This window comes from Variovorax sp. GW821-FHT10C12, from assembly GCF_059415405.1.
Genome location: NZ_JBWKNE010000010.1, coordinates 114,419 through 137,776, shown reverse-complemented (window position 1 = coordinate 137,776; position 23,358 = coordinate 114,419). Strand labels below are relative to the sequence as shown.

At 69.0% G+C, this 23,358-nt stretch carries 23 protein-coding genes; 7 read left to right on the top strand and 16 right to left on the bottom strand.

The window, feature by feature from the left end; all coding sequences use genetic code 11:
- Nucleotides 1–86 precede the first annotated feature (86 nt).
- The 11 genes from AC07OH_RS28885 to AC07OH_RS28835 form a co-directional block, all read right to left on the bottom strand.
- Entirely contained in the window at nucleotides 87–1,202 is a 1,116-nt protein-coding gene (locus tag AC07OH_RS28885; protein ID WP_495302983.1) for a YeeE/YedE family protein, read from the bottom strand.
- A 43-nt stretch (nucleotides 1,203–1,245) separates the two neighbouring features.
- Entirely contained in the window at nucleotides 1,246–2,970 is a 1,725-nt protein-coding gene (gene soxB, locus AC07OH_RS28880) for a thiosulfohydrolase SoxB (protein WP_495302982.1), read from the bottom strand.
- Between the two features lie 19 nt (nucleotides 2,971–2,989).
- Complete coding sequence (gene soxX / locus AC07OH_RS28875; RefSeq protein WP_495302981.1) at nucleotides 2,990–3,643, bottom strand: sulfur oxidation c-type cytochrome SoxX; 654 nt, start codon at nucleotides 3,641–3,643, stop codon at nucleotides 2,990–2,992.
- Between the two features lie 12 nt (nucleotides 3,644–3,655).
- On the bottom strand, nucleotides 3,656–4,459 hold the full coding sequence (gene soxA / locus AC07OH_RS28870; RefSeq protein WP_495302980.1) for a sulfur oxidation c-type cytochrome SoxA: 804 nt from the start codon (nucleotides 4,457–4,459) through the stop codon (nucleotides 3,656–3,658).
- A 67-nt stretch (nucleotides 4,460–4,526) separates the two neighbouring features.
- Nucleotides 4,527–4,838: a thiosulfate oxidation carrier complex protein SoxZ gene (gene soxZ / locus AC07OH_RS28865; protein WP_172438442.1), complete on the bottom strand. Its 312-nt coding sequence runs from the start codon at nucleotides 4,836–4,838 to the stop codon at nucleotides 4,527–4,529.
- A gap of 46 nt (nucleotides 4,839–4,884) precedes the next feature.
- Nucleotides 4,885–5,343, bottom strand: coding sequence for a thiosulfate oxidation carrier protein SoxY (gene soxY, locus AC07OH_RS28860; protein WP_056576806.1), 459 nt, complete (start codon nucleotides 5,341–5,343; stop codon nucleotides 4,885–4,887).
- A gap of 19 nt (nucleotides 5,344–5,362) precedes the next feature.
- Nucleotides 5,363–6,409 carry a c-type cytochrome gene (locus AC07OH_RS28855; protein WP_495302979.1) on the bottom strand — a complete coding sequence of 349 codons (1,047 nt, stop codon included), beginning with the start codon at nucleotides 6,407–6,409 and terminating at the stop codon, nucleotides 5,363–5,365.
- Entirely contained in the window at nucleotides 6,393–7,757 is a 1,365-nt protein-coding gene (gene soxC, locus AC07OH_RS28850; RefSeq protein WP_495302978.1) for a sulfite dehydrogenase, read from the bottom strand. Before soxC ends, AC07OH_RS28855 begins: the two co-directional genes overlap by 17 nt.
- A 19-nt stretch (nucleotides 7,758–7,776) precedes the next feature.
- A complete protein-coding gene (locus tag AC07OH_RS28845) occupies nucleotides 7,777–8,094 on the bottom strand; it encodes a c-type cytochrome (RefSeq protein WP_101491419.1) in 318 nt (105 codons plus the stop codon).
- Nucleotides 8,095–8,238: 144 nt separating this feature from the next.
- On the bottom strand, nucleotides 8,239–8,709 hold the full coding sequence (locus AC07OH_RS28840) for a thioredoxin fold domain-containing protein (RefSeq protein WP_495302977.1): 471 nt from the start codon (nucleotides 8,707–8,709) through the stop codon (nucleotides 8,239–8,241).
- Nucleotides 8,706–9,665: an MBL fold metallo-hydrolase gene (locus AC07OH_RS28835; RefSeq protein ID WP_487847481.1), complete on the bottom strand. Its 960-nt coding sequence runs from the start codon at nucleotides 9,663–9,665 to the stop codon at nucleotides 8,706–8,708. Before AC07OH_RS28835 ends, AC07OH_RS28840 begins: the two co-directional genes overlap by 4 nt.
- A 111-nt stretch (nucleotides 9,666–9,776) precedes the next feature.
- Between AC07OH_RS28835 and AC07OH_RS28830 the strand changes: the two genes are divergently transcribed.
- Nucleotides 9,777–10,190: a DsrE family protein gene (locus tag AC07OH_RS28830; RefSeq protein ID WP_062473859.1), complete on the top strand. Its 414-nt coding sequence runs from the start codon at nucleotides 9,777–9,779 to the stop codon at nucleotides 10,188–10,190.
- 40 nt (nucleotides 10,191–10,230) lie between these two features.
- Here AC07OH_RS28830 and AC07OH_RS28825 read toward each other — a convergent pair whose 3' ends face one another.
- The gene (locus AC07OH_RS28825) at nucleotides 10,231–10,557 is read right to left on the bottom strand and encodes an ArsR/SmtB family transcription factor (protein ID WP_062473861.1); all 327 of its coding nucleotides are present in this window, start codon (nucleotides 10,555–10,557) and stop codon (nucleotides 10,231–10,233) included.
- A 287-nt stretch (nucleotides 10,558–10,844) separates the two neighbouring features.
- On the opposite strand from AC07OH_RS28825, the gene AC07OH_RS28820 reads away from it, so the two are divergent.
- The 5 genes from AC07OH_RS28820 to AC07OH_RS28800 are packed head-to-tail and all read left to right on the top strand — an operon-like array spanning nucleotide 10,845 to nucleotide 17,825.
- Nucleotides 10,845–11,951 (top strand): efflux RND transporter periplasmic adaptor subunit, encoded by a 1,107-nt coding sequence (locus tag AC07OH_RS28820; RefSeq protein ID WP_495302976.1) that lies wholly within the window; start codon nucleotides 10,845–10,847, stop codon nucleotides 11,949–11,951.
- Complete coding sequence (locus AC07OH_RS28815; RefSeq protein WP_495302975.1) at nucleotides 11,948–15,034, top strand: MexW/MexI family multidrug efflux RND transporter permease subunit; 3,087 nt, start codon at nucleotides 11,948–11,950, stop codon at nucleotides 15,032–15,034. The genes AC07OH_RS28820 and AC07OH_RS28815 overlap by 4 nt, the downstream gene beginning before the upstream one ends.
- A 13-nt stretch (nucleotides 15,035–15,047) precedes the next feature.
- Nucleotides 15,048–16,487, top strand: a complete 1,440-nt coding sequence (locus AC07OH_RS28810; RefSeq protein WP_495302974.1) for an efflux transporter outer membrane subunit — start codon at nucleotides 15,048–15,050, stop codon at nucleotides 16,485–16,487.
- Between the two features lie 35 nt (nucleotides 16,488–16,522).
- Nucleotides 16,523–17,188 (top strand): helix-turn-helix transcriptional regulator, encoded by a 666-nt coding sequence (locus tag AC07OH_RS28805; protein WP_070063058.1) that lies wholly within the window; start codon nucleotides 16,523–16,525, stop codon nucleotides 17,186–17,188.
- Between the two features lie 55 nt (nucleotides 17,189–17,243).
- On the top strand, nucleotides 17,244–17,825 hold the full coding sequence (locus AC07OH_RS28800) for a superoxide dismutase (protein ID WP_062473869.1): 582 nt from the start codon (nucleotides 17,244–17,246) through the stop codon (nucleotides 17,823–17,825).
- 48 nt (nucleotides 17,826–17,873) lie between these two features.
- Here AC07OH_RS28800 and AC07OH_RS28795 read toward each other — a convergent pair whose 3' ends face one another.
- Complete coding sequence (locus tag AC07OH_RS28795; protein ID WP_495302973.1) at nucleotides 17,874–20,459, bottom strand: hypothetical protein; 2,586 nt, start codon at nucleotides 20,457–20,459, stop codon at nucleotides 17,874–17,876.
- A gap of 104 nt (nucleotides 20,460–20,563) precedes the next feature.
- Nucleotides 20,564–20,941 (bottom strand): VOC family protein, encoded by a 378-nt coding sequence (locus AC07OH_RS28790; protein WP_495302972.1) that lies wholly within the window; start codon nucleotides 20,939–20,941, stop codon nucleotides 20,564–20,566.
- Between the two features lie 245 nt (nucleotides 20,942–21,186).
- On the opposite strand from AC07OH_RS28790, the gene AC07OH_RS28785 reads away from it, so the two are divergent.
- On the top strand, nucleotides 21,187–22,176 hold the full coding sequence (locus tag AC07OH_RS28785) for a Bug family tripartite tricarboxylate transporter substrate binding protein (RefSeq protein ID WP_495302971.1): 990 nt from the start codon (nucleotides 21,187–21,189) through the stop codon (nucleotides 22,174–22,176).
- 110 nt (nucleotides 22,177–22,286) lie between these two features.
- Here the strand turns inward: AC07OH_RS28785 and AC07OH_RS28780 are convergent, their stop codons facing one another.
- Nucleotides 22,287–22,544, bottom strand: coding sequence for a hypothetical protein (locus tag AC07OH_RS28780; protein ID WP_492683394.1), 258 nt, complete (start codon nucleotides 22,542–22,544; stop codon nucleotides 22,287–22,289).
- A gap of 21 nt (nucleotides 22,545–22,565) precedes the next feature.
- Nucleotides 22,566–23,339, bottom strand: coding sequence for an SDR family NAD(P)-dependent oxidoreductase (locus AC07OH_RS28775; protein ID WP_495302970.1), 774 nt, complete (start codon nucleotides 23,337–23,339; stop codon nucleotides 22,566–22,568).
- Nucleotides 23,340–23,358: the final 19 nt, after the last annotated feature.

The window sequence follows — 23,358 nt, the reverse complement described above, 5'->3', positions numbered from 1 at the left end:
CGCGCCCGATCGTCGCGAACGCGCGAAAAACGTCCCGCGCACCGAACTAAATTGTGAGGATTCGCTTCAAGGCATGCCCTGAAAAATCAGAGCGTGCGTTCGAGCTGCCAGGCTTGGTACTTCAGGCTTACCACCGCACCGATCACGATGCCCGCGATGGCCGGCAGGCTCGCGATGCTCAGCGTCGACAACGCACTCAGGCCCTGCCCGATGGTGCAGCCCATGGCCGTGACGCCGCCGATGCCCATGAGCACGGCACCCGTCGCGTGGTGCGCGAGATCGCCGGTGCCGGCGAAGCCTTCCCAGCGAAATTCGCGCGACCACAGCGCATGCAGCGCGGCGCCCACCACCACGCCGGCGACCGACACGATGCCCAGCGTGAGCCGCTTGTTGACGTCGCTGTAGAACATGAGCCAGTCGAGCGCGTAGGCCACCGGCGTGACGAAGCTCAGCGCTTCGGCGCGGCCGGAGTTGGTGGCGAGGAACACGTGCTCGAGCGTGAGCGGATGCTCCTCGACCACCGCCCAGTGGCCGCTGAGCCACCACGCACCGACGACCAGCGCGCCGATCAGCATGCCGCCGACGAGGCTGCGCACGTCGCGCGTCTCGCGGCCCCATGCGGCCCACACGAGCAGCGCGCCGCCCAGCACGAGGCCGAGCGCGAGACGCAGCGAGGCCGCGTTCATTTGGAAAGACGCGGCCAGCACATCGGGCAGCGACGCATTCATCGCCAGGTCGATGTGCACCGCATCGACGGTCGCGACGCGCAGCACCGCGGTGATGCCCTTCAGCGTGGCGAAGGCCGACACGCCCATGAGCACCAGCACCACCAGCGCCTTGAGGTTGCCGCCGCCCAGGCGCACCAGCGTCTTGTTGCCGCAGCCCGAAGACAGCACCATGCCCACGCCGAACAGCAGGCCGCCGACCAGCGCGGCGAGCCAGAGGATCTGGTGCGAGGCATACAGGGTGCGGTCGGCATCGACAAGCCCCGCGAACACGAGCGCCGAGAAGCCGATGAGCGCGACGCCACCGGCCGCGGCCCACTGCTTCACGCGGGTCCAGTCGCCCAGCGCCACCACGTCGCTGATCGCGCCCATGGTGCAAAAGCGCGTGGCGCGCGCGACGGCGCCGAACACCGCCGACAGCACGAAGGCCGCCACGAGCGCGAGCGTGGTGAGAAGGGAAAGCTGCGCGATGGACATGCCCCGATTCTAGGGAGCGCCCTCGCGCGCGCGGGGGCTCAATTCAGGCCAGTCCGGGGTTCGGCGCGATGTTCTTCAGCACGGGTTCGTCGAGCCGGCGCGTGGTCACCACCTTGCGCGACTTCAGCCACGGCTCGATGACTTCCCACACCGGCTTGTTGCCGGCGGTGCGCGCCTCTTCGCTCACGGGCGCCCAGCCCGCGACCTTGTAGCTGCGGCTGGCATCGATGGGCTTGCCGCCCAGGCGCATGTCCTGGATGCGCTGGCCCATGGCGGCGGTCGGGTCGCAGGTGTACTGCAGCCCGCCCACGCGCACCATGTCGCCGCCCTGCTGGTAGTAGGGGTCGGGGTTGAAGAGGTTGTCGCACACGTCTTCGAGCACGGTCTTGAGCGTCTCGCCGGTCATCTGCGTGACGGTGGCGTACGAGTACGTGGTGGCCGTCATGTCCATCAGCCACTCGCGCGTGATCGCCTGGCCGGGCAGCAGCGAGGTGCCCCAGCGGAAGCCGGGCGAGAAGGCGATGGGCGCGTCCTGCACCTCCATGAGCGCGTCGAGCAGCAGCTGGTCGCCGGTGCCGTTGAAGTTGCCGCGCCGGTACAGCGCGCCGTCGGTGTGCGCGAGGGTTTCGGACAGCTTGGCTTCGTAGGGCGCGCGCACGCGGGTGATGAGCGCGTCCATCTCCTTGTCGGCCGGAATCAGGTCGGAGAACACGGGCAGCAGGCGGTAGCGGAAGTCGCTCACCTTCTTGCCCTTGACGTCGAAGTCGATCACACCGAGGAACTTGCCGTTGGAACCGCCGTTGACCACGATGGTCTTGCCGCCCGCGTTGCTCACCAGCGTGGGCATGGGCGTGCCGTCGTGCGTGTGGCCGCCCAGGATGGCGTCGATGCCGGTGACGCGGCTGGCCATCTTGAGGTCGACGTCCATGCCGTTGTGCGACAACACCACCACCACCTGCGCGCCCTTGCCGCGCGCCTCGTTCACCACGCGCTGCAGGTTGTCGTCCTGGATGCCGAAGGTCCAGTCGGCCACCATGTAGCGCGGGTTGGCGATGGGCGTGTACGGAAAGGCCTGGCCGATGATGGCGCAGGGCACGCCGTTGATCTCGCGCATCACGTAGGGCTTGAACACCGGGTCGCCGAAGTCGGCGGTCTTGACGTTCTGCGCCACGAACTCGACCTTGCCCGCAAAGTCTTTCTCGATGATCTGCTGCACCCGCGCCATGCCGTAGGTGAACTCCCAGTGCCCGGTCATCACGTCGACGCCGAGCAGCTTGCAGGCGTCGACCATGTCCTGCGCGTCGGTCCACAGCGAGGTGGCCGAGCCCTGCCAGGTGTCGCCGCCGTCGAGCAGCAGCGCGCCGGGGCGGCTGGCCTTGAGCTGCTTGACCAGCGTGGCCAGGTGCGCGAAGCCGCCGACCTTGCCGTAGCGCTGCGCGGCCTTGTCGAAGTCGAGGTAGGTGAGCGCGTGCGCCATGCGCGTGCCGGGCTTCACGCCGGCGGCCTTGAGCAAATGCTCGCCCACGAGGTGCGGCACCTTGCCGCGCATGTTTCCTACGCCGATGTTGACGCCCGGCTCGCGGAAGTACAGCGGCTTGAGCTGCGCGTGGCAGTCGGTCATGTGCAGCATCGACACGTTGCCGAAGGCCGGCACGGTGTACATGCCGTCGAGGCCGGCGGCCATGCTGCTGCCGTGGCGGCCCAGGCCCAGGCCGGCGACAGCGCCGGCACCGAGCATCTGGACGAACTCGCGCTTGGAAAGGTTCATGAAGGAAGAAGCCGGGCGTTCAGCGGTTGACGGGAGACTGGGGGTCGAGCAGCAAGCCCATCACGTCGCGGATCTGCTTCTCGTTGAGGATGCCGGAATGGCCGACGCGCGGCATGTTCGAGCAGGCGTTGTAGGCGCGCGCGTTCCACAGCTTGCCCCAGGTGTATTCGACGATGGGCTTGGACGCAGCGCTGGCCGGGTCGCTCACGCCGCGCAGCTTGCCGTAGTGGTACAGGCTCGGGCCGAGCGTGCCGAAGGAGATTTCTTCCTTCGACATCTGGTGGCAGTTGTAGCAATTGCCGCCGTTGGCGGCGTTGGCCGCGTCGGTCCAGGTGAGGCCGCGGCCGTTCTGCGCGATCTTCTCGCCCTCGCGCCAGTCGCCGACGAACTTGCCATCGGAAGGCCAGCGCACGGTCTTCATGTTCGCGGCCTCGATCTCCTTGGTGCGCTGCTCGTCCAGCGGCTTGCCGCTGGCCTCGGCCTCGCTGCACGCGAGGTTGGCCGGGTCTTGCACGAGGCGGTCGACCTTGGCGATGCCCTGGTCGCGGAAGGAGCGCTGCAGCGCGTCGGCGGTGAGCTTGTCGAGCTCGGCGGCGCTGTCGACGGACGCGCAGCCGAACACGGTGAGCGCGCAGGCCACGGCGGCCAGGCCGAAGAAATGATCAGTCTTCATGGCGTGGCTCCTTCAGCGCTTGATGGCCGGTGCGGTGGTCTTGCCGCCCTTGCCGTTGACGCCCATGTACACGGCCAGTGCCACGGTCACGTCGCTGGCGTAGCCCGGGTACGGAAAGCGCTGCTGGCGGAAGCAGTCGTTGAGCCGGCGCTGCATGCCCCACAGCTCGCCGGACGACACGCGGTACGCCGGCCAGGCGCCGAAGCCTTCGCCGGCGCCGGGGTTCTTCGTGAGGTTGGGCAGGTCTTGCAAACGGATGCGCTTGCCGTCGGCGCCGTGGCAGGTGGCGCAGGCAAAGTCGTGCGGGCCGGCGCGCAGGAAGAACAGGCGCTTGCCCACTTCGTACGCACGACGTTCGCTCGCGTGCGACTGCGGCAGGTTCAGCGGCAGGCCTTTCGATTCGGCCGAGATCCATGCCACCAGCCCCTCGAGGTTCTTCTGCTCGCCCTGGCCGAACGGCGTCCTCGCGATGGCGGCGGCGTCGAAGCCCTGCAAGGTTTCCATGCAGGTGAGCAGGCGCGATTCCATGTCCTGCACGCGGCCGGTGTCGGGAAAGTAGCGCGGCAGTTCGGCGAACGCGCCCTTCACCACGCCCGGGCCCTTGCCGAGGTCGCACTTCTCCATCGACGCGGCCTTGGGGCCGCGCTTCTGTTTCCAGAGGTCTTCGCCCTTGGCCTCGAACAGTTCGGCGGGGTTGCCGTCCTGCAGCAGCGCGCGGTACTCGGCGATGCCTTCGGCCGTGGTCTTCTGCGCCGCGGCGGGCAGTGCGATGCTGCCGGCCAGCACCAGCAGGCTCAGGCATGTGGTTGTCCTCATGGGGCCGCCTTTTTTTCTCGTGGGGAACACAACACGCGAGCGAGCGCCCGCGTGGGCGAAGAAAGCGTCAGCTGACGGTGGCTTCGTCGGTGCGGGTGTCGCCGCGGTTGTCCTTCCAGGTCACGGCGATCTTGTCGCCGGCCTTCGCACCCTTCAGCGTGAACTGCATGAAGGGGTTCTTCGACACCGCCGGGCCCCAGTCGGCCGTGAGCACGGTCTTGCCGTTGAGCGAGGCCGTGACCTCCTGGATGAACCAGGCGGGGATGGTCTTGCCGGCGGCGTCCTTGCGCTGGCCGGTTTCCATTTCGTGCGCCATGAGGATGCGCACGGTCGTCTTGTCGCCCGCGGCCTGGGCGCGGATGCGCATGGGATCTGCCATGGTGGTCTCCTTCTTCTCGTCGTGTTCTGTGTGTGAAGCCCGTCGCTCAGCCGCCGCAGCCGCCGAGCGTGACCTTGACTTCCTTCTTGGCGAAGAGCGCCTTGCCGTCGTTCATGACCGCGATCGCGTACACGTCGGACGACTGGCCCAGCTTGGCGCGCGTGGTGAAGTTCGACTCGACGAACTCCGAGGTGTTGAAGATCGCGACCACGGCGTTGGGGTTCTTCTCGACCAGCAGCATGAGCTGCTTCACGCCGGGCAGGGCGGTGGCCACGCTGAGCGGCACCACGGCGCCGTTCTCGGCGATGTCAGGGCCGGTGATGGTGACGTCCTTGCTCTCGGTGGGCGCGCCGGTGACACCGACGGCCTTGAGCGCGTCGGCCACGCTCTTGGCGTCGAAGGCGTCTTTCGAATACGCGAGGGCGGTGGCGGGGAGCCAGCCGGCGGTGGCCGCCAGGCCTGCGAGGGCGGCGGACTGCGTGAGCATCTGTCTGCGGTTTTTCATGGGGTTGTCTCCTGTCGAATCATGGTCCGGCGCTGTCGGCGAGCCAGCGGGCGATGGCCTTGGCATCATCGTCGCCGAGGGTCTGCGGCGGCATCGGGATCGCCCCCCAGACGCCGGTGCTGCCCGCCTTGATCTTCTGCAGCAGGTGGTCGGTCTGGCCGGGGTACTTTTTCGCGATGTCCGAGAAGGCAGGGCCGACGAGCTTCTGCGTCATGCCGTGGCAGGCGGTGCAGCTGTTCTTCTCGAGCAGCGCCACGGGCACTTTCGGTGCGGCTGCAGCGGGTGCGCTGGTCTTCACGGCAGCGGGTGCGGCGGTGGCGATGCCGCGTTGCGCACCCACCAGCCGGTTCTGGTCGGCGAGATTGCCGTGGCTGCCGCGTGCATGCGGCGGCAGTTGCGCGACGGACGACGCCGCCGGCACGCAGTCGCGCATGCAGGCCACGGCCGACACGTCGGGCTTGGCCGCGCGGCCGAACTCGCTGCCGGGCCACATCGCGTGCGCGGTGGTGCCGCCGTTGCGGTTGGGCATGCGGGCCTGCACCTCGCGGATGTTCTTGTCGGACAGCGTGAAGTCGTCGGGCACGATGCCGCCGAGGTTCAGCATGTAGGCGGTGACGGCGTACACGTCGTCGGGCGTCAGCGACTTCGGCTGGTTCCACGGCATGGCGCGGTACACGTAGTCCCACACGGTCGACAGGCTCGTGACCTTCATCAGCGTGGTGCGGCCCGGGAAGGCCGGGTCTTTCAGGCGCGCGACGTGGCCGCTCTTGATGTCCTCGGCCGTGGTGCCGCCGACGATCGGGCTGAACACCTGGTTCGATTCGCCGAACACGCCGTGGCACGAGGCGCACTTGCCTTCCCACAGGTCCTGCCCGCGCGTGACGGAGCCCGAGCCGGGCGGAAGGCCCTTGAAGTCGGGGCGCACGTCGATGTCCCACGCGGCCACTTCCTTGGGCGTGGCGTCGCGGCCGATGCCGGCATAGCCTGCCGCCTTGGGCTGTGCCCATGCGGCTGCGCTACAACCGAGGACCAGCAACAGCAGCGCGCGCTTAGGAAAGCTGGACATTCGCCACCTCCCCGTTCGCCTGCACCTGCCACGACTGGATGGCGTTGTTGTGATAGATCGAACGCGTGCCGCGCACCGCGCGCAGCTGCTTGTAGCTGGGCTGCACGTAGCCGGTGTCGTCGATGGCGCGGCTCTGGATGATGGCGGGCGTGCCGTCCCACACCCAGTCGATGTTGAAGCGCGTGAGGCACTTCGAGAGCACGGGCGATTCGAGCCGCGCGGTGCGCCAGTTGCGCCCGCCGTCCACGCTCACGTCCACGCGCTTGACCTTGCCGCGGCCCGACCATGCGAGGCCGGTGATGTTGTAGAAGCCCTTGTCGAGCAGCATCTGCCCGCCCGAGGGCGTGGTCACGACGCTCTTGCATTCCTGGATGCTGGTGTACTGGCGGTGCTGGCCGTCGGGCATGAGGTCGACGTAGTGCACGGTCTCGTCCTTGGCGCCGTAGGGCTGGTCGCCGAGTTCGATGCGGCGCAGGTACTTGACCCAGCTCACGCCCTGCACGCCGGGCACCACGAGCCGCAGCGGGTAGCCCTGCTCGGGCCGCAGCATCTCGCCGTTCTGGCCGTAGGCCACGAGCACCTCGCCCGAGCGGATGAGGCTCATGGGAATGGTGCGCGTCATCGACGAGCCGTCGGCGCCCTCGGCCAGCACGAAGCGCTCGCCCTTGAGGTCGGCGCCCGCCATCTCGAGCAGCGTGATCAGCGGCACGCCGGTGAACTCGCTGCACGACAGCATGCCGTGCGTGTACTGGGCCGTGGGCACGGCGACGTTGCCCCACTCCATGCCGGTGTTGGCGCCGCACTCGATGAAGTGAAAGCGCGACACCGAGGGCAGGCGCATCAGCTCGTCGAGCGTGAAGACCTTCGGCGTCTTCACCATGCCGTTGACCATCAGCCGGTGCTTCGACGGATCGATGTCCCACCAGCCCTGGTGGTGCCGCTCGAAGTGCAGGCCGCTGGGCGTGACGATGCCGAACAGCGACTGCAGCGGCGCGAACGACACCGAGGCCTGCGCGGTCGGCGTGAGCCCCGGGCTCTGGCGGCGCTGCACATTGGCTTCGTACTTGGAAGGCTTGCCGTAGCCATCGGTGACCACCGGCTGGCCGAGGCCCGTGCTGTGCGCGGGCAGGTTCAGGATAGCGGGGTCGCCGTCGCCCACGGCAGGGCGCGATTGCGCGAGCGCGGACGACGTTGCTGCTGTGCCTGCAACGGCTGCTGCGAAGGCGTTGCGGATGAAGTCGCGCCGCCCTTTGCCGGCTTCGGCGAAGACGGCGCGCACGCCCTGCGCGTCGAGAAAGTTCTCGGGTGCCTTGCGCACCTGCCCGGTCTGCTGGATGCTGCCGCTCATCGCGTCGCGTCCGTGGGCCTTACTTGGCGCCGCCCAACACCCAGGCGGCCAGCGCCTTGGCATCGGCCTCGCTCATCGCAGGCTGCGCGGGCATGGGCACGGCGCCCCACTTGCCGGTGCTGCCCTTCTGGATGCTCGCAGTGAGCACGGCGAGCGCGTCGGCCTGGCCGGTGTACTTCTTCGCGACGTCGAGGTAGGCGGGGCCGACCAGCTTCTTGTCGACCGCGTGGCAGGCGAGGCAGGCGTTCTTCTGGGCCAGTTCCTTGTTGGCAAGGGCCGGTGTCGACAGCAGCAAGGCGGTGACAGCGACGGCGAGCGACGGCAGCAGCAACTTCAATTCGGTCTCCTCGAAACGCGCCCCGAAGCGGCCGGTTTCATCATTAAATAAGTAAATCGTTATGTATTGATTTTAGGGACGATCGTGAACAAGGGAAGGGCTTTGCCCTTGGGGGAAACCCGTTCGGTTTCGCCATGCATAACGTCAGCTTCGGACGGCGGTGCGCGCTTGCTGCAGGCGTGCTTCGAGGTAGGCGCCGTAGAAGTCCGAGTCGCCGCCGGTCAGTCGCTCGGCGACCTCGCGGCCGTTGCGGCCGAAGAAGAGCACGGTCGGCGCGACGCTGACGTGCCACGCCTTGATGAGCGCGTCGTGCGTGCGCGTGGCGCCGTCGAAGTCGCGCACCGTGCGTGGGTCGCGAAAGTCGATCTGCACCACGGGCAGGCCCGCGGCGAGTTCGGGCATGAGGTAGTGCTCGCGCACGATCTTGCAGAAGGGACAGCCCTGCAGGCTGGCCATGACGACCAGCGGTTGCGCGCGGGCCAGCGCCGCGGCGAGCGCGCCGGCCAGCGAGGCGGGCGCGGGCAGTTGCACGTCGGCCGCATGCACCGCCATCGGCGCCACGCACCACGCGGTCAGGCCCGCGAGAAGCTGCCGGCGCGTGCGCTCGCCGCTCATCGCGCCTCCTGCTCCAGCAGCAGGTAGGTGTTGTAGGCGTTCATGCGGTTGGCCACCTTGAACAGCGGCCAGGCCTCGAAGCGCGACCAGTCGGTGGCGGCGTAGGCCTCGTCGAAGGGCGTCATCTCGGTCGCGGCCTTCTGCATCGCGCCGCGCAGGAAGACGAGGTAGTCGCGCGTCTGCCGCAGGTCTTGCGCGGGGTCGTCCGACGCGGGGCCGTGGCCCGGCACGATGGTGCGCGCGTCGAGTGCGAGCAGCGCGTCGAGCGACGCGATCCAGTGCCGACTGTCGGCCGAGCCCACGTAGGGCGTGCGGTTGCGGAACACGATGTCGCCGGTGAACAGCACCTTCTGCTGCGGCAGAAAGATGGCGAGGTCTTCGGGCGTGTGCGCGGGGCCGGCGGGCTGGATCACGAAGCGCGTGCCGCCGATCGTCAGTTCGGTGCGGCCGTCGATCCACACATCGGCCGGCACCAGCCGCGTGCGCTCGTCGATCCACGGCGCGAGTTCCTGGCGCGAGGCCTCGAGCCGCAGCCGCGCGGTGTCGGACGTGAGGTAGGTCTTGCCCCGCGCATGCGCCACGATCTGCGCGCCCAGCGCCTTGAACACCTGCAGGCCGTAGATGTGGTCGGCGTGGTAGTGCGTGAGGATGACGTGGCTGATCGGCTTGGGCGTGAGCTTGCGGATCTCCTCCACCATGCGCTCGGCGACGGCGGGCGAGCCGAGCGCGTCGATCATCACGACGCTGTCGCGCGTGACGACGAAGCCGGCGTTGGAGATGAAGTTCTGGTTCTCCTTCGAGCCCAGCGCGGGGATGCCCTGCACGTAGTAGATGTCGGGCGCCACCGGCAGCGGGCGGATCTCGGGGGCTGCGAACGCGGCACTGGCGCTCAGCCAGAGCGCGGCGCACATCAGCAGCGCCTTCGCGCGAACGGCGGTGGGCCGACACGGGAACATCGTGGGTCGTCTCCTGCGGGCTGGGCGGCGAGGGCCGCGGGCTTGCCCGGCTGTAAATATAAGCAGAAGATGATATTTTGCGGGCAACGACAACAGCCAGAGGGTTTCCCCATGAGACACGCATTCATCGCTTTCCTGCTCGCCATGGTCGCCACGTTCGCGGGCGCACAGGAGACCAAGGTGGTCTACCACGTCAACACCGGCGTGGAGAGCAGCGCCGCCATCCTGGCGAACATCACGAACCACCTGAACGCGGAGCCGAAGGCGAAGATCGTGGTGGTCACGCACGGCCCCGGCATCGACTTCCTGCTGAGCGACGCCAAGGACAGCCGGGGCCGCGAGTTCAGCGGCCCGGTGAGCGCATTGGCCGGGCGCGGCGTGGAGTTCAAGGTGTGCAACAACACGCTGACCACGCGCAACATCGACGCGGGCAAGCTGCTGATGGAAACCAAGGTAGTGCCCTCGGGCGTGGCCGAGGTGGCGCGGCTGCAGGCGAAGGAAGGCTACGTCTACCTGAAGCCCTGAGGCGCGAAAGCCGGCTGATGCCGGCCCTCTTCTTCTCTTCTTATTCCTGCTCGATGGCGATCTGCACGCAGATGCTGCGGCACAGCGCCACCACGGTCTCGTTCGCGATGCTGTAGTAGATGCTCACGCCGTCGCGGCGTCGCGCGAGAACGCCCGCCTGGTAGAGCGTGTTCAGGTGCTGCGACATGTTGGGCTGCGTGGTGTCGATCTGCGCGAGCAGCTCGCTCACGTTCTTCTCGCCGTTGCATAGCAGGCTCACGATCTTCAGCCGCATGGGCGCGGCCATGGCCCGGAACAGGTCGGCGGCCATGTCGAAGACCTCGTCCTCGGTGACAGCCGCGGACTTCTTACGGGGTTTGGTGGCCATGCTGAATAGGTTCATGCGCAGGTCGCAATGTACATCGGCGCCTGGCGCAGCGAGCGATGTCCCGGCGGCCGTACGGCGATTGCACGCCGGCGCCGCGTCACAAAAGCGACGCGCTGCCCGTCTTCGGGGTGCGGGGATGTCCCCGCGCAACCACCCGGAGCACCCACCATGCACGCGACGCCAAAGATAGCCCTGCCCTATCGGGGCCATTGCCACGTCTTTCTCGACAGCGTTCGGACGCGATCTAATAATCAAAGCACTTTCTTTGATAAAAAAGCAGGTTGCGTATGAACAAACAATCCAGGACCTGGCTCGGCGCCGGTCTCACGGTCGCGGTGCTGGGCGCGGCGGGCTACGGGCTCGTGGCGAAATTCCAGCCGGCCCATGCACAGGGCGGCGTCATGCCGCCGGCCAAGGTGGCGGTGGCCCCCGCGCGGCAGACCGAGATGGCGCGCTTTCTCGGTGGCATCGGCACGCTGGAGGCCAACCGGCAGGTCGAAGTACCGGCCGAGGTGGAGGGACGGGTCGCGAAGATCCTCTTCACGCCGGGCGCGCAGGTGCGCGCCGGCCAGCTGCTCGTGCAACTGAACGACGCGCCCGAGCAGGGCGACCTCGAACGGCTGCGCGCCCAGCAGGCCAATGCCAGGGCGCTGCTCGAACGCACGCGCCGTCTGCTGCCGCAGCAGGCCGCCACGCAGGAGCAGATGGAACAGGCGCAAGCCGCCTTCGACCAGGCCAGCGGCGAGCTGCGCCGCGTGCAGGCGCTCATCGAGCAAAAGCACATCAAGGCGCCGTTCGACGGCGTGCTGGGCATCCGCAAGGTCAACCTCGGCCAGTTCGTGCGCGCCGGCGATGCGCTGGTGTCGCTCACCGATGCGCGCACGCTGTTCGCCAACCTCACGCTGCCCGAGAACGCGCTGCCGGCGCTGCGGCGCAACCAGGCGGTGGCGCTCGCGGTCGATGCCTACCCGGGCCGCGTGTTCCCCGCCAAACTCAGCGCCATCGAGCCCATGATCGGCAGCGACACGCGCACCGTGCGGCTGCAGGCCACGGTCGACAACGCCGACGGCGCGCTCACGCCCGGCATGTACGTCAACGCCAAGGTGGCGCTGCCCGCGCGCGCCGACGCCATCGCGGTGCCCGAGACCGCCATCACCTACAGCACGCACGGCGACTCGGTGTTCGTGGTGCGCGCCGGCGACAAGGGCGACGGCTTCTCGGTGCAGCAGGTGTTCGTGAAGACCGGCGAGCGGCAAGACGGCCTGGTGGTTGTCGAGGAAGGCCTGAAGGCCGGCGAGCAGGTCGTCACCTCGGGCCAGCTGCGCCTGTACAACGGCGCCGCCGTGGCCCCGGCCGCGAAGGACACGCTGGCCCTGCAGGACGCGAAGTCATGAAGTTCACCGACCTCTTCGTGCGCCGGCCCGTGCTGGCGCTGGTGGTGAGCACGCTCATCCTGCTGCTCGGCGCGCGTGCGCTGGGCGACCTGCCGGTGCGCCAGTACCCGCTCACCGAGAGCACCACGCTCACCATCACCACGCAGTACCCCGGCGCCTCGCCGGAGCTGATGCAGGGCTTCGTCACGCAGCCCATCGCGCAGGCGGTGGCGACGATCGAGAACGTCGACTACCTCTCGTCGTCGTCCACGCTCGGGCGCAGCGTGATCAGCGTGCGCATGAAGCTCAACGCCGACGCCAACCAGGCGCTCACGCAGGCCATGGCGCAGGTCAGCCAGGTGAAGTACCGGCTGCCGGCCGAGGCCTTCGACCCGGTGATCCTCAAGTCGTCGGGCGAGGCCACGGCCGTCGCGTACGTGGGCTTCTCGAGCAAGACGATGCCCGTGCCGCAGCTCACCGACTACCTCTCGCGCGTGGTGCAGCCGCAGTTCGCGTCGATCGAGGGCGTCTCGGGCGTCGAGGTGTCGGGCGGGCAGACGCTGGCGATGCGCGTGTGGCTGGACGCCAACCGCATGGCCGCGCGCGGCATCTCGGCCGGCGAGCTGGCCGACGCGCTGCGCCAGAACAACGTGCAGGCCGCCCCCGGGCAGGTGAAGGGCCTGTATGTGGTGTCGAACATCCGCGTGAACACCGACCTGGTGAACGTGGCGGAGTTCCGCGACATGGTCATCAAGCGCGACGGCGATGCCATCGTGCGGCTGGGCGACGTGGCCACGGTGGAACTGGGTGCGGCGAGCGCCGACAGCAGCGCGACCATGGACGGCGACAAGGCCATCTACCTCGGCCTGCAGGCCGCGCCCAACGGCAACCCGCTGGTGATCGTGAAGCGCATCCGCGACCTGCTGCCCGGCATCAAGCAGAACCTGCCGCCAGGCGTGGAGGTGCAGCTGCCCTTCGAGCTGGCGCGCTTCATCGAGGCCTCGATCGACGAGGTGCAGAAGACGCTGCTCGAAGCCATCGCCATCGTGGTGCTGGTGATCTTCCTGTGCCTGGGCTCGCTGCGCGCGGTGCTCATTCCGGTGGTGACCATTCCGCTGTCGATGCTGGGCGCGGCGGCGCTGATGCTGCTGTTCGGCTTCAGCATCAACCTGCTCACGCTGCTGGCGATGGTGCTGGCCATCGGCCTGGTGGTGGACGACGCGATCGTGGTGGTCGAGAACGTGCACCGCCACATCGAGGAAGGCAAGTCGCGCGTGCAGGCCGCACTGATCGGCGCGCGCGAAGTGGCCGGCCCGGTGATCGCGATGACGCTCACGCTGGCCGCGGTGTACGCGCCCATCGGCCTCATGGGCGGGCTCACGGGGTCGCTGTTCAAGGAGTTCGCCTTCACGCTGGCAGGCGCGGTGGTGGTGTCGGGCGTGATCGCGCTCACGCTGTCGCCGGTGATGAGCTCATTCCTGCTGCCGCAAGATGCCACGGCGGGCCGCATGGCGCGCTATGCCGAGGCCTTCTTCCACAAGCTGGCCACCGCGTATGGCCGGCTGCTCGACGTGTCGCTGCACCACCGCTGGGTCACCGGCCTGCTGGCCGCGGCGGTGCTCGTGAGCCTGCCCTTCCTGTACAACGCGGCACAGCGCGAGCTGGCACCCGGCGAAGACCAGGCGATGGTGATGACCGTCATCAAGTCGCCGCAGCACGCCAACATCGACTACGTCGAGAAGTTCGGCCAGAAGTGGGACGAGGTGCTGGCCAAGTTGCCCGAGAACACCGGCCGCTGGCTCATCAACGGCTCGGACGGCGTCTCCAACAGCATCGGCGGCGTCCAGCTGTCCGACTGGAACGCTCGCCAGCGCAACGCCGACCAGATCCAGGGCGACGTGCAGGGCGGCATGAACGAGGTCGAGGGCAGCAGCGTGTTCGCCTTTCAGCTGCCGTCGCTTCCCGGTTCGACCGGTGGGCTTCCGGTGCAGATGGTGATCCGCAGTGCGGGCGACCACCGCAGCGTGTTCGAGGCGATGGAAACACTGAAGAAGGCGGCGCGCGAGAGCGGCAAGTTCGCCGTGGTCGACAGCGACCTGGAGTTCAACAACCCTGTGACCGAGGTGCGCGTGGACCGCGCCAAGGCCAACAGCATGGGCGTGACCATGAAGGCCATCGGCGACACGCTGGCCGTGCTGGTGGGCGAGAACTACGTCAACCGCTTCGGCATGGACGGGCGCTCGTACGACGTGATTCCGCAGTCGCCGCGCGACCAGCGGCTCACGGCCGAGGCGCTCGCGCGCTACTTCGTGAAGAGCGCGAGCGGCCAGCCCGTGCCGCTGGCCAACCTGGTGCAGCTGTCGACCAGCGTGGGCCCCAACAAGCTCACGCAGTTCAACCAGCTCAACGCCGCGACCTTCCAGGCCATTCCGATGCCGGGCGTGACCATGGGCGACGCCGTGGCGTTCCTCAGCGAAGAGGCGAAGAAGCTGCCGGCCGGCTTCAGCTACGACTGGCAGTCGGACGCGCGCCAGTTCACGCAGGAAGGCTCGGCGCTGGTAATGGCCTTCGTGTTCGCGATCGTGGTGATCTACCTGGTGCTGGCCGCGCAGTACGAGAGCCTGCGCGACCCGCTGATCATCCTGGTCAGCGTGCCGATGTCGATCTGCGGCGCGCTGGTGCCGCTGGCGCTGGGCTTTGCCACCATCAACATCTACACGCAGATCGGGCTGGTGACGCTCATCGGGCTCATCAGTAAGCACGGCATCCTGATGGTGGAGTTCGCCAATGAGATCCAGGAGCGCCTGAACCTGGAGCGCCGCGCCGCCATCGAGCAGGCCGCGCGCATCCGGCTGCGCCCGATCCTGATGACCACGGCCGCGATGGTGGTGGGCCTGGTGCCGCTGCTGTTCGCCAGCGGCGCGGGCGCCAACAGCCGCTTCAGCATCGGCCTGGTGATCGTGGTCGGCATGCTGGTGGGCACGCTGTTCACGCTGTTCGTGCTGCCCACCATGTACACGCTGCTGGCGCGCGACCACCGCACGGTGGGCCGCTCGCAGCGTGCCGCCGAACTCGAAGCGCTGGTGGCGCGCGAGCCCGCCTGACGACACCGGGAGCATGACCATGACGACAAGACTTTTCTCCTACGCCGCACCGTTCGCACTCAGCCTGCTGGTGCTGGCCGGTTGCGCGGTCGGTCCGAAGTACGCCGCGCCGAACGACGCGCCGGTGGCCATCGCCGCCCCCGAGCGCGCGCTGTTCGCGCCCGACGCGGTGCAGCGCGACTGGTGGCGCCAGCTCGACGACCCGCAGCTCGACGCGCTCATCGAACGCGCACTGGCCGGCAACCACGACATCCGCATCGCCCACGCGCGGCTCTTGGAAGCGCGTGCGATGCAGACCGAGGCCGAGCTCGACCGCCTGCCCGTGGTGACGCTGGGCGCGAGCAAGACGCGCAGCATCGCCCAGGGCAACGGCGTGCCGGCCGATGCGCGCACGCTGGCCCAGAGCAGCCGCGCCGGCTTCGACGCCGGCTGGGAGATCGACCTCTTCGGCCGCCTGCAGCGCCTGGACGAAGCCGCCACCGCGCGCGCCCAGGCCAGCGCGGCCGATCTCGCGCAGGTGCGCATCGTGGCCGTGGCCGAACTGGCGCGCAACTACTACGAGATGCGCGGCGCCGAGCAGCGCCTGGCCGTGACGCAGCGCACGCTCGAGAGCCTGCGCCAGAGCCTGCGCGTGACCGAGGCGCAGGTGCGCACCGGGCGCGGCCTCGAGGGCGACCTGGCCAGCGCACAGGCCAACCTGGCCAGCACCGAAAGCCAGCTGCCCGCGCTCGAGACCACGCGCCGCCAGGCCGCGCACCGCGTCGCCGTGCTGGCGGGCCTGCGCCCGGCCGAGCTGGCGCCCATGCTCCAGCCGCACCCGCTGCGCGTGCTCGACAAGCGCCTGCCCATCGGCGACCTGGGCGAGCTGCTGCGCCGCCGGCCCGACGTGCTGCGCGCCGAGCGCGGCCTGGCCGCCAGCACCGCCGACGTGGGCGCGGCCACGGCCGAGCTGTACCCGCGCGTCGACATCGGCGGCTTCCTGGGCTTCATCGCGCTGCGCGGGGCCGACCTCGGCAGTTCGTCGAGCCGCGCCTTCAGCGTCACGCCCGGCGTGAGTTGGCCTGCGCTGCGGCTGGGCTCGGTCAAGGCCCGCCTGCGCGGCGCCGAGGCCCGTGCCGAGGGCGAGCGCGCCGTCTACGAGCAGACCGTGCTGCGCGCCATCGAGGACATCGAAAGCGCCCTCACCGGCTACGGCCAGAACCAGTTGCGCCTGCAGCGGCTGCTGGAGGCCTCGGCCCGCAGCGGCCGCGCCGCCGAGCTGGCCGAGGTGCGCTACCGCGAAGGCGCCGCGCCCTACCTGAGCGTGCTCGACGCGCAGCGCACCCTGCTGCGCGCGCAGGATGCCGTGGCCGAGGCTGAAACGGCCTCGTTCACCAGCCTCGTCGCGCTTTACAAAGCACTGGGCGGAGGCTGGCAAGCGCCCACGGATGCGAGGGGAGCCCCAACCACCTGACAATGACGCTGTTTTCCCCCACGACCGAAGCCGCCATGTCCGCCCCCGATGCCACCAAGCCCACCTGGATGCCGCACCAGCCGGCAGACCGCATCCTCTCCACGCTGAAGACCCGTGGCGCGCTCGGCATCCCCGACATCGCCAAGGTGCTGCACGTGACGGTCGAGGCGGTGCGCCAGCAGATGTCCAAGCTCGAGACCGAAGGGCTGGTGGACGCCGAGAGCCGCTCCAGCGGGCGCGGCCGTCCGACCCAGATCTGGCGGCTCACCGGCGAGGGCCACCGGCGCTTTCCCGACACGCACGCCGAGATGACGGTGCAGATGATCAGCGCCGTGATCAGCGTGTTCGGCGAGAAGGGCATGGACCAGCTCATCGGCGCGCGCGAAGCCACGATGCGCGCCACCTACACCGAGGCCATGCGCGGCGCGCGCAACCTCGAGACGCGGCTCGAGCGGCTCGCGGACATCCGCAGCCGCGAGGGCTACATGGCCGAGTACCGGGCCGAGGGCGACGGCTTTCTCTTCATCGAGAACCACTGCCCCATCTGCACCGCGGCGCAGGCCTGCACGGGCTTTTGCCGCAGCGAGCTGCAGCTCTTCGACGAGGTGCTGGGGCCCGAGGCCGACGTGAGCCGTGTCGAGCACGTGCTCGCGGGCGCGCGGCGCTGCGCCTACCGCATCGTGCCCAAGGCCCGCGCCTGAAGCACCGACCTGTTTTTGTTTTCCCCTTCCACCAACTAGAAAGAAAGGCTCCACCATGGAACACACCCTTCCCCCGCTGCCGTACGCCATCGACGCACTGGCCCCCGAGTATTCGCAGGAAACGCTCGAGTTCCACCACGGCAAGCACCACAACGCCTACGTGGTGAACCTGAACAACCTGCAGAAGGGCACCGAGTTCGAAGCGATGACGCTCGAAGAGATCGTCAAGAAGTCCAGCGGCGGCATCTACAACAACGCCGCCCAGATCTGGAACCACACCTTCTTCTGGAACTGCATGAAGCCGCAAGGCGGCGGTGCACCCACCGGCGCGCTGGCCAAGGCCATCGACGCCAAGTGGGGCAGCTACGACGCCTTCAAGGAAGCCTTCGTGAAGTCGGCCGTGGGCAACTTCGGCTCGGGCTGGACCTGGCTGGTGAAGAAGGCCGACGGTTCGGTGGACATCGTGAACACCGGCGCCGCCGGCACGCCGCTGACCACCGCCGATACCGCGCTGCTGACGGTGGACGTGTGGGAACACGCGTACTACATCGACTACCGCAACCTGCGCCCGAAGTTCGTCGAGACCTTCCTGGCCAAGCTGGTGAACTGGGACTTCGCAGCGAAGAACTTCGGCTGAAGCCCGCGCTTTCGGCATGAAGAAAAGCCGGCCTGCGGGCCGGCTTTTTCATGGGCGCGCCGTCACCATCCAGTCGATCCAGCGCGCCACGTGCGCCTGGTCGAGGTCGAAGTAGTGGGTATGGGCGCCCAGGCCGAGGCAGGCCTCGTGCTCGGCCGCGACGCACCAGGCCGGCGGCGTCGTCACCTGCTCGTACGGCTTGTCGTCCTCGCCCCAGAGCCAGCGGCCCACGTAGTCGCCCGCCGTGTACAGGTTGACCCAGCGGGCCACGCCGACCTGGGCCGCGCTCGGCCCGCCGCCGTTCGCGTCTTCCGCCGTCACCCAGCCGTAGAGGTGCGGAAAACGCGCCGCATACAGCTGGCGCAGCGGGCAACCGGCGGTGAGCAGCAGGAGGCGGCTCTTGTTGAGCGCCGCCCAAAGGTCGGTCACCCGCGCATCGACCTGTTGTGCGGCGCGGAACTGCAGGTAGCGCAGCAGCTCGGTCGAGATCACCGTGCCCTGGCTGTGGGCCACGATCACGATGCGGTCGTAGCCCTGCGCCGCCACGTGCTCCAGCAACGACACGTAGCGCGAGAAGATGCGCGCGCGCGGGATGGCGCGGCGCGGGAACTCGCGGAAATGGCCGTCGACGTCCAGCGCCACGTCGAGCGGCATGCGCAGGCCCGGCACGGTGCGCGTGAGAAAGCCGCCGAGCAGCGAGACGGAGGCGGCCAGCGTGGCGGCAGTGAAGATCAGCGGCTTGAGGCCGCTTTGCGACAGCGCCGACACCCAGATCACCGCATCGTCGATCCACCCGCCGACCGAGACATTGCACTGCTTGAGCACCAGCAACAGGGCCACCGCGAAGGCAACCACCACGCTGGCGCTGGTCAGCACGGCGACGAAGCGGTCCAGCCGCCGGTAGCCCGCGCCGAGCCAGCGGCCCAGGCCCTGCGACGTGCCGAAGGCCACCTTGAGCTCGGCGAACAGGCTGGGCACCAGCACCGCCACCAGGTAGGCCAACAGCGACAGCGTGAGGCCGGCCGTCAGGGCGAAGGCCTGCGTGCTCTTCTCGTAGCGGCTGTGCAGGAAGTTCGCGCCGTCGGCCCAGTAGATGCCCTTGCCGAACCAGAACGGCGCGTAGTCGACGTCCTTCGCACCGAGTTCCACGAGGTTCGTCAGCACGGCCCACGACACCATCGACAGCGCCACGAACGCCGCCACCGACACGAACAGCCCCAGCCGCCCCGTGGCGATGCTGGCGCGCGCGGCGGCGCCGCGGTCGGGCACCGTCTCCCCGGCGAGCAGCCAGGCGATGAGCAGCACGCCGGCCACGCCCCACCAGGCCACGACGCCCAGCAGCAGGTACTCGACCACCCGCATGCCGGCGCGCACCCAGTGGCGCAGGCCGTCCGTGGCGCCGGCGGCCGAGGCGTTGATCGCCACGTGCACCAGCAACGCCGCCGCGGTCAGCGCCATCAGCCCCAGCCCCCAGGTGCGCGCCGCCGGAAAGCGGTCGCGCGCGATGCGCAGGGCGCGGTCGGCCAACGCGGCGAGCAGCGCCAGCCAGGCCACGCCGACCACCCAGTGCGCGGGCACCAGCGCCCACAGGAACCAGCCCGCCAGCAGCGCGTACAGGCCCACCACGATCCGCGAGGAGGCCTTTGTGCGCGCCTGGTAGCAGTACCACCAGATCGCCAGCACCGGCACCGCCACGGCCAGCACCCGGCGCAGCAGTTCGGTGAGCGACAACGCATGGGGCGCGGGCTCGACCCGCGCCAGCCCGCCGAGCCCCGCGATCACCAGCCCGATCAGCAGCAGCTGCAGGAACAGGTTCGCCAGCAGGTTGGCAAAGGCCCAGTCGAGCGCGGTCTGCAGCTTCGCCAGGCAGGCCCAGCGCCGCGCGCCCGGAGGCCTGGGCTTCCTGTTCACGCCGGCCGCTTCGGCGGCGCGGTCCACCGCATCGCGGCCCAGCTGCGAGAGGCGGAACACGATGGTGAACAGCTCCGCGACGATACGCGCCACCGAGCCCGGCAGGCGCGACAGGTCGGCCCAGTACATCTCGTGCACGTCGATGCGCTGCTGCACCGGCTGCCCGTTCGCATCGGTGGCGTCGCGCGTCATGCGCACGCGCGTGGCCTCGTAGGCCTCGTGGTCGGGCTCGGCGCGCTGCGACTTGAACAGCAGGTAGTCGCTGAAGGCGATGTCGGGGTTGCTCTTCTTCAGTTCGCGCGGCGTGAGCAGCCCGTGCCCCTTGGCGGCGCGCACCACGCCCGCGTCGTCGGCCTCGGCGGTCGAGATCCAGTCGTCGGCGCTGAAGTCCGAGGTCTTCGACTGCCGCATCGCCTTGCGCACGGGCGGCACGTAGGCCTTCTGCGCGGCGCCGCCTTCCGTGGCGGCCTTCTCGTTCTTGTCTTGATGCCCCGTGCGCTGCTGCACCATCGAGGTCAGCGGCGGCACCGGCAGCAGGTGGCTGTCGCAATCGGCCTGGCGGTAGGTCGCGCCGGGGCCGGGGTGGTTGAGCATCAGCGAGGCGATGGCGCGGGCCGTGTCGCCGGCCTTCTGGTCGGCCACGCCGTGGATGGCGATGACCGCGACGCGCTCGGGGCGCGCGGGGTGCTCGGACGTGGGCTGCTCGGGCGACGGTGCGCGCATGTAGAAACTCCTCATGCCAGGCCGGTGCATGGCAGGAGGGATTGTCCGCAGCGCGCCGCCCTTGGCTTCCCCCAAACGGGGGATGCCGGATGGACAGGGGTTGCTCAGACGTTGATGAGGTTCAGGATGTTCCCGTCCGGGTCCTTGAACCACGCGACCTTCATGTCGCCCATGACGTGGATGTCGCCCGCGAGCGTGGTGCCGGGCATGTCGTAGTGCTCGAAGCGCACGCCCTTGGCCTGGAGCGCGGCCACGAGGCGCTCGATGTCGCCATCGACCGACCAGGTCACGGCCGTGGCCTGGTTGGTGCCCGCGAAGGCCGAGCGGTAGACGTTGAGCCGCGTGTTGCCGCTGCGGTAGACGATGACCTCGTCGCCTTCGGCATCGACCTGCGCCAGGCCGAGCGTGTCTTCGTAGAAGCGTCGGGCCACGGCGAGGTCTTTCACCGCCAGGTTGGCCACTGCATTGATGTGTCCGAGCATGGGAGCCTCCCGCAAAGAGGAAGGGCGCCCGGAAGCCGCCGAGCGCCGGGCGAGCCAGAAATACTCAACCATTTGGTGGAGTATTCGACTCGCCTCGCGGCATGTCAAGGCGTCCGAAAGTACGCACCGCCCCGCGTTCTGCCCCCGCCAGCCGAGACGAGGGCCATCGCGAACCGCGAAAACCCCGCGCCGGCAGTTCCGGCAGACTGCATCCCCCCTGCCCCCAGAACGAGACAATGCCCCCCATGACCCCATCGAACTTCCTCCGTCCGCTGGCCTTCGCGCTGGCCTTCACCGCCGTGGCGGCCACCGCTCCGGCCCACGCCCAGACCGCCGCCTACCCCGCCAAGCCCATCCGCATGGTCGTGCCCTTCCCGCCCGGCGGCGGCACCGACATCCTGGCGCGCCTGGTCGCGCAGAAGCTCACCGAGGCCAACCACTGGACCGTGGTGCCCGACAACCGTGCGGGCGCCGGCGGCACCATCGGCATCGCCGAGGCCGCGCGCGCCACGCCCACGGGCTACGACATCGTGATGGGCCAGAAGGACAACATGGTCGTCGCGCCCTGGCTCTACAAGAGCCTGAGCTACAACCCGGTGAAGGACCTCACGGCCGTGGCCCACGTGGCCTACACGCCCGTGGTGATCGTCACGCAGGCCAACTCCAGGTTCAAGACGCTGGACGACGTGGTGAAGGCCGCGCGCGCCGCGCCCGACACCATCACCTACGGCTCGCCCGGCAACGGCACCACCATCCACCTGGCCGGCGAGATCTTCAACGGCGCCGCCAAGATCAAGATGCGCCACGTGCCCTACAAGGGCTCCAACGCGGCCATGATGGACGTGCTCGCGGGCAACGTCGACCTGATGGTGTCGTCGGTGCCCTCGGCCATGGCGCAGATCAAGGCCGGCAAGCTGCGCCCGTTGGCCGTCACCTCCGCCAAGCGCAGCACCTCGCTGCCCGACACGCCCACCGTGGCCGAGCTGGGCTACAAGGACTTCGACGTGAGCACCTGGTACGGCGTGTTCGTGCCGGCCGGCACGCCCAAGGACGTCGTCGCCACGCTGAATGCGGCGATCAACAAGCTGCTGGCCACGCCCGAAATGAAGGCGGCCATCATTGCCCAGGGCGCCGAGCCGCAGAGCATGACGCCGGAGCAGTTCGGCACGCTGCTGAAGACCGACTACGAGAAGTGGAAGGGGATCGTGCAGGCCTCGGGCGCGACGATCGAGTAAGAGGGGCTATTACCAGGAACACCGCGGAACCGGCTTTGCCGGGCCGCTGGTGTTGCCCCCGGTAGGGGGTTGGCGAAGCGACACGAAGTGCGCGAAGCCTGGGGGCGAGCTCAATCAGGCACGAACTTCGTGTTGAAGATCTCGACGTCCGCCGCCTCCTCGAAGGTCGCCACCTGCCCCATCTTCCCGTCGCTCATGCGGCAGGCCGAGAACAGGCTGTAGCGGCCCTTGAAATAGAACTCGTCCATCACGATCAGCGCGTACGGGTAGGGCACGAACACCTGGTGCTCGAAGACGATGCGGTGCACGTTCCTCGGCGACGGGAAGAGCTTGTATTCGACGGTGTCGATGGACTTTGCGGTGGCCATGATGTGCTTCTGTCGTCGTGCTCAGGCCGGGTCGCGCACGTCGGCCACGGGGTTGCTGCCGAAGTCCGCGCGCGCCAGGTAGGCGAGCACCTTGGCCGCGGCGCTTTGGGGGCTGTCGAGCCGGCCTTCTTCCTTCATGCTCACGAAGCGCGTGCGGTCCGGGAACTGTTCGGCCGAGGCGCCGCGCAGCTGCACCTGCATGTCGGTGTCGATGATGCCGGGCGCCAGCGACACGATGCGCGCGCCGTTCGGCGCATGCGCCTCTTCGAGCGCCACGGCGCGCGAGAAATGGTCCATGCCGGCCTTGGCCGCGCAGTACGGCGCCTGGCTGCCCAGGGCGTTGCGGCCCAGGCCCGACGAGATGTTCAGCACCTTGCGCGCGCCGCGCCATTCGCGCGTGCCGCCCAGGAAAGCGGCCGTGAGCAGCATCGGCGCTTCGAGGCCGATGCGCAGCGCCTGGGCCAGTTCGGCCGGCACGGCGCGCGACAGCGGCGCGGGGTTGCCGACGGTGCCGGCGTTGTTGATGAGCGTGACGCTGTCGAAGCGCTGGCCGTCCAGCGTGCGCAGCCAGTCCGACAGGCGCGCCGCGGCGGCGACCGGGTCGGACAGGTCCTGCTCCCATTGCGTCAGTTCGGCGCCGGCCGCCTTGGGGGCTTCGGCCAGTTCGGGCGAGGACTTGCGCGCGATGCCGAGCACCGTGTGGCCGGCCTGCAGCAGCTGTTCGGCCATGGCACGGCCCAGGCCGCGCGAGGCGCCGGTGATGACGGTGAGGTGGGAATAGGCGGAGGTGGTCATGGTGGTGTGGAGGCAGGAG

Excerpts from the sequence above, each read along its gene's own strand:
- AC07OH_RS28885 (WP_495302983.1), bottom strand. The coding sequence starts at position 1,202 with ATGTCCATCGCGCAGCTTTCCCTTCTCACCACGCTCGCGCTCGTGGCG.
- soxB (WP_495302982.1), bottom strand. The coding sequence starts at position 2,970 with ATGAACCTTTCCAAGCGCGAGTTCGTCCAGATGCTCGGTGCCGGCGCT.
- soxX (WP_495302981.1), bottom strand. The coding sequence starts at position 3,643 with ATGAAGACTGATCATTTCTTCGGCCTGGCCGCCGTGGCCTGCGCGCTC.
- soxA (WP_495302980.1), bottom strand. The coding sequence starts at position 4,459 with ATGAGGACAACCACATGCCTGAGCCTGCTGGTGCTGGCCGGCAGCATC.
- soxZ (WP_172438442.1), bottom strand. The coding sequence starts at position 4,838 with ATGGCAGATCCCATGCGCATCCGCGCCCAGGCCGCGGGCGACAAGACG.
- soxY (WP_056576806.1), bottom strand. The coding sequence starts at position 5,343 with ATGAAAAACCGCAGACAGATGCTCACGCAGTCCGCCGCCCTCGCAGGC.
- AC07OH_RS28855 (WP_495302979.1), bottom strand. The coding sequence starts at position 6,409 with ATGTCCAGCTTTCCTAAGCGCGCGCTGCTGTTGCTGGTCCTCGGTTGT.
- soxC (WP_495302978.1), bottom strand. The coding sequence starts at position 7,757 with ATGAGCGGCAGCATCCAGCAGACCGGGCAGGTGCGCAAGGCACCCGAG.
- AC07OH_RS28840 (WP_495302977.1), bottom strand. The coding sequence starts at position 8,709 with ATGAGCGGCGAGCGCACGCGCCGGCAGCTTCTCGCGGGCCTGACCGCG.
- AC07OH_RS28835 (WP_487847481.1), bottom strand. The coding sequence starts at position 9,665 with ATGTTCCCGTGTCGGCCCACCGCCGTTCGCGCGAAGGCGCTGCTGATG.
- AC07OH_RS28830 (WP_062473859.1), top strand. The coding sequence starts at position 9,777 with ATGAGACACGCATTCATCGCTTTCCTGCTCGCCATGGTCGCCACGTTC.
- AC07OH_RS28825 (WP_062473861.1), bottom strand. The coding sequence starts at position 10,557 with ATGGCCACCAAACCCCGTAAGAAGTCCGCGGCTGTCACCGAGGACGAG.
- AC07OH_RS28820 (WP_495302976.1), top strand. The coding sequence starts at position 10,845 with ATGAACAAACAATCCAGGACCTGGCTCGGCGCCGGTCTCACGGTCGCG.
- AC07OH_RS28815 (WP_495302975.1), top strand. The coding sequence starts at position 11,948 with ATGAAGTTCACCGACCTCTTCGTGCGCCGGCCCGTGCTGGCGCTGGTG.
- AC07OH_RS28810 (WP_495302974.1), top strand. The coding sequence starts at position 15,048 with ATGACCATGACGACAAGACTTTTCTCCTACGCCGCACCGTTCGCACTC.
- AC07OH_RS28805 (WP_070063058.1), top strand. The coding sequence starts at position 16,523 with ATGTCCGCCCCCGATGCCACCAAGCCCACCTGGATGCCGCACCAGCCG.
- AC07OH_RS28800 (WP_062473869.1), top strand. The coding sequence starts at position 17,244 with ATGGAACACACCCTTCCCCCGCTGCCGTACGCCATCGACGCACTGGCC.
- AC07OH_RS28795 (WP_495302973.1), bottom strand. The coding sequence starts at position 20,459 with ATGCGCGCACCGTCGCCCGAGCAGCCCACGTCCGAGCACCCCGCGCGC.
- AC07OH_RS28790 (WP_495302972.1), bottom strand. The coding sequence starts at position 20,941 with ATGCTCGGACACATCAATGCAGTGGCCAACCTGGCGGTGAAAGACCTC.
- AC07OH_RS28785 (WP_495302971.1), top strand. The coding sequence starts at position 21,187 with ATGACCCCATCGAACTTCCTCCGTCCGCTGGCCTTCGCGCTGGCCTTC.
- AC07OH_RS28780 (WP_492683394.1), bottom strand. The coding sequence starts at position 22,544 with ATGGCCACCGCAAAGTCCATCGACACCGTCGAATACAAGCTCTTCCCG.
- AC07OH_RS28775 (WP_495302970.1), bottom strand. The coding sequence starts at position 23,339 with ATGACCACCTCCGCCTATTCCCACCTCACCGTCATCACCGGCGCCTCG.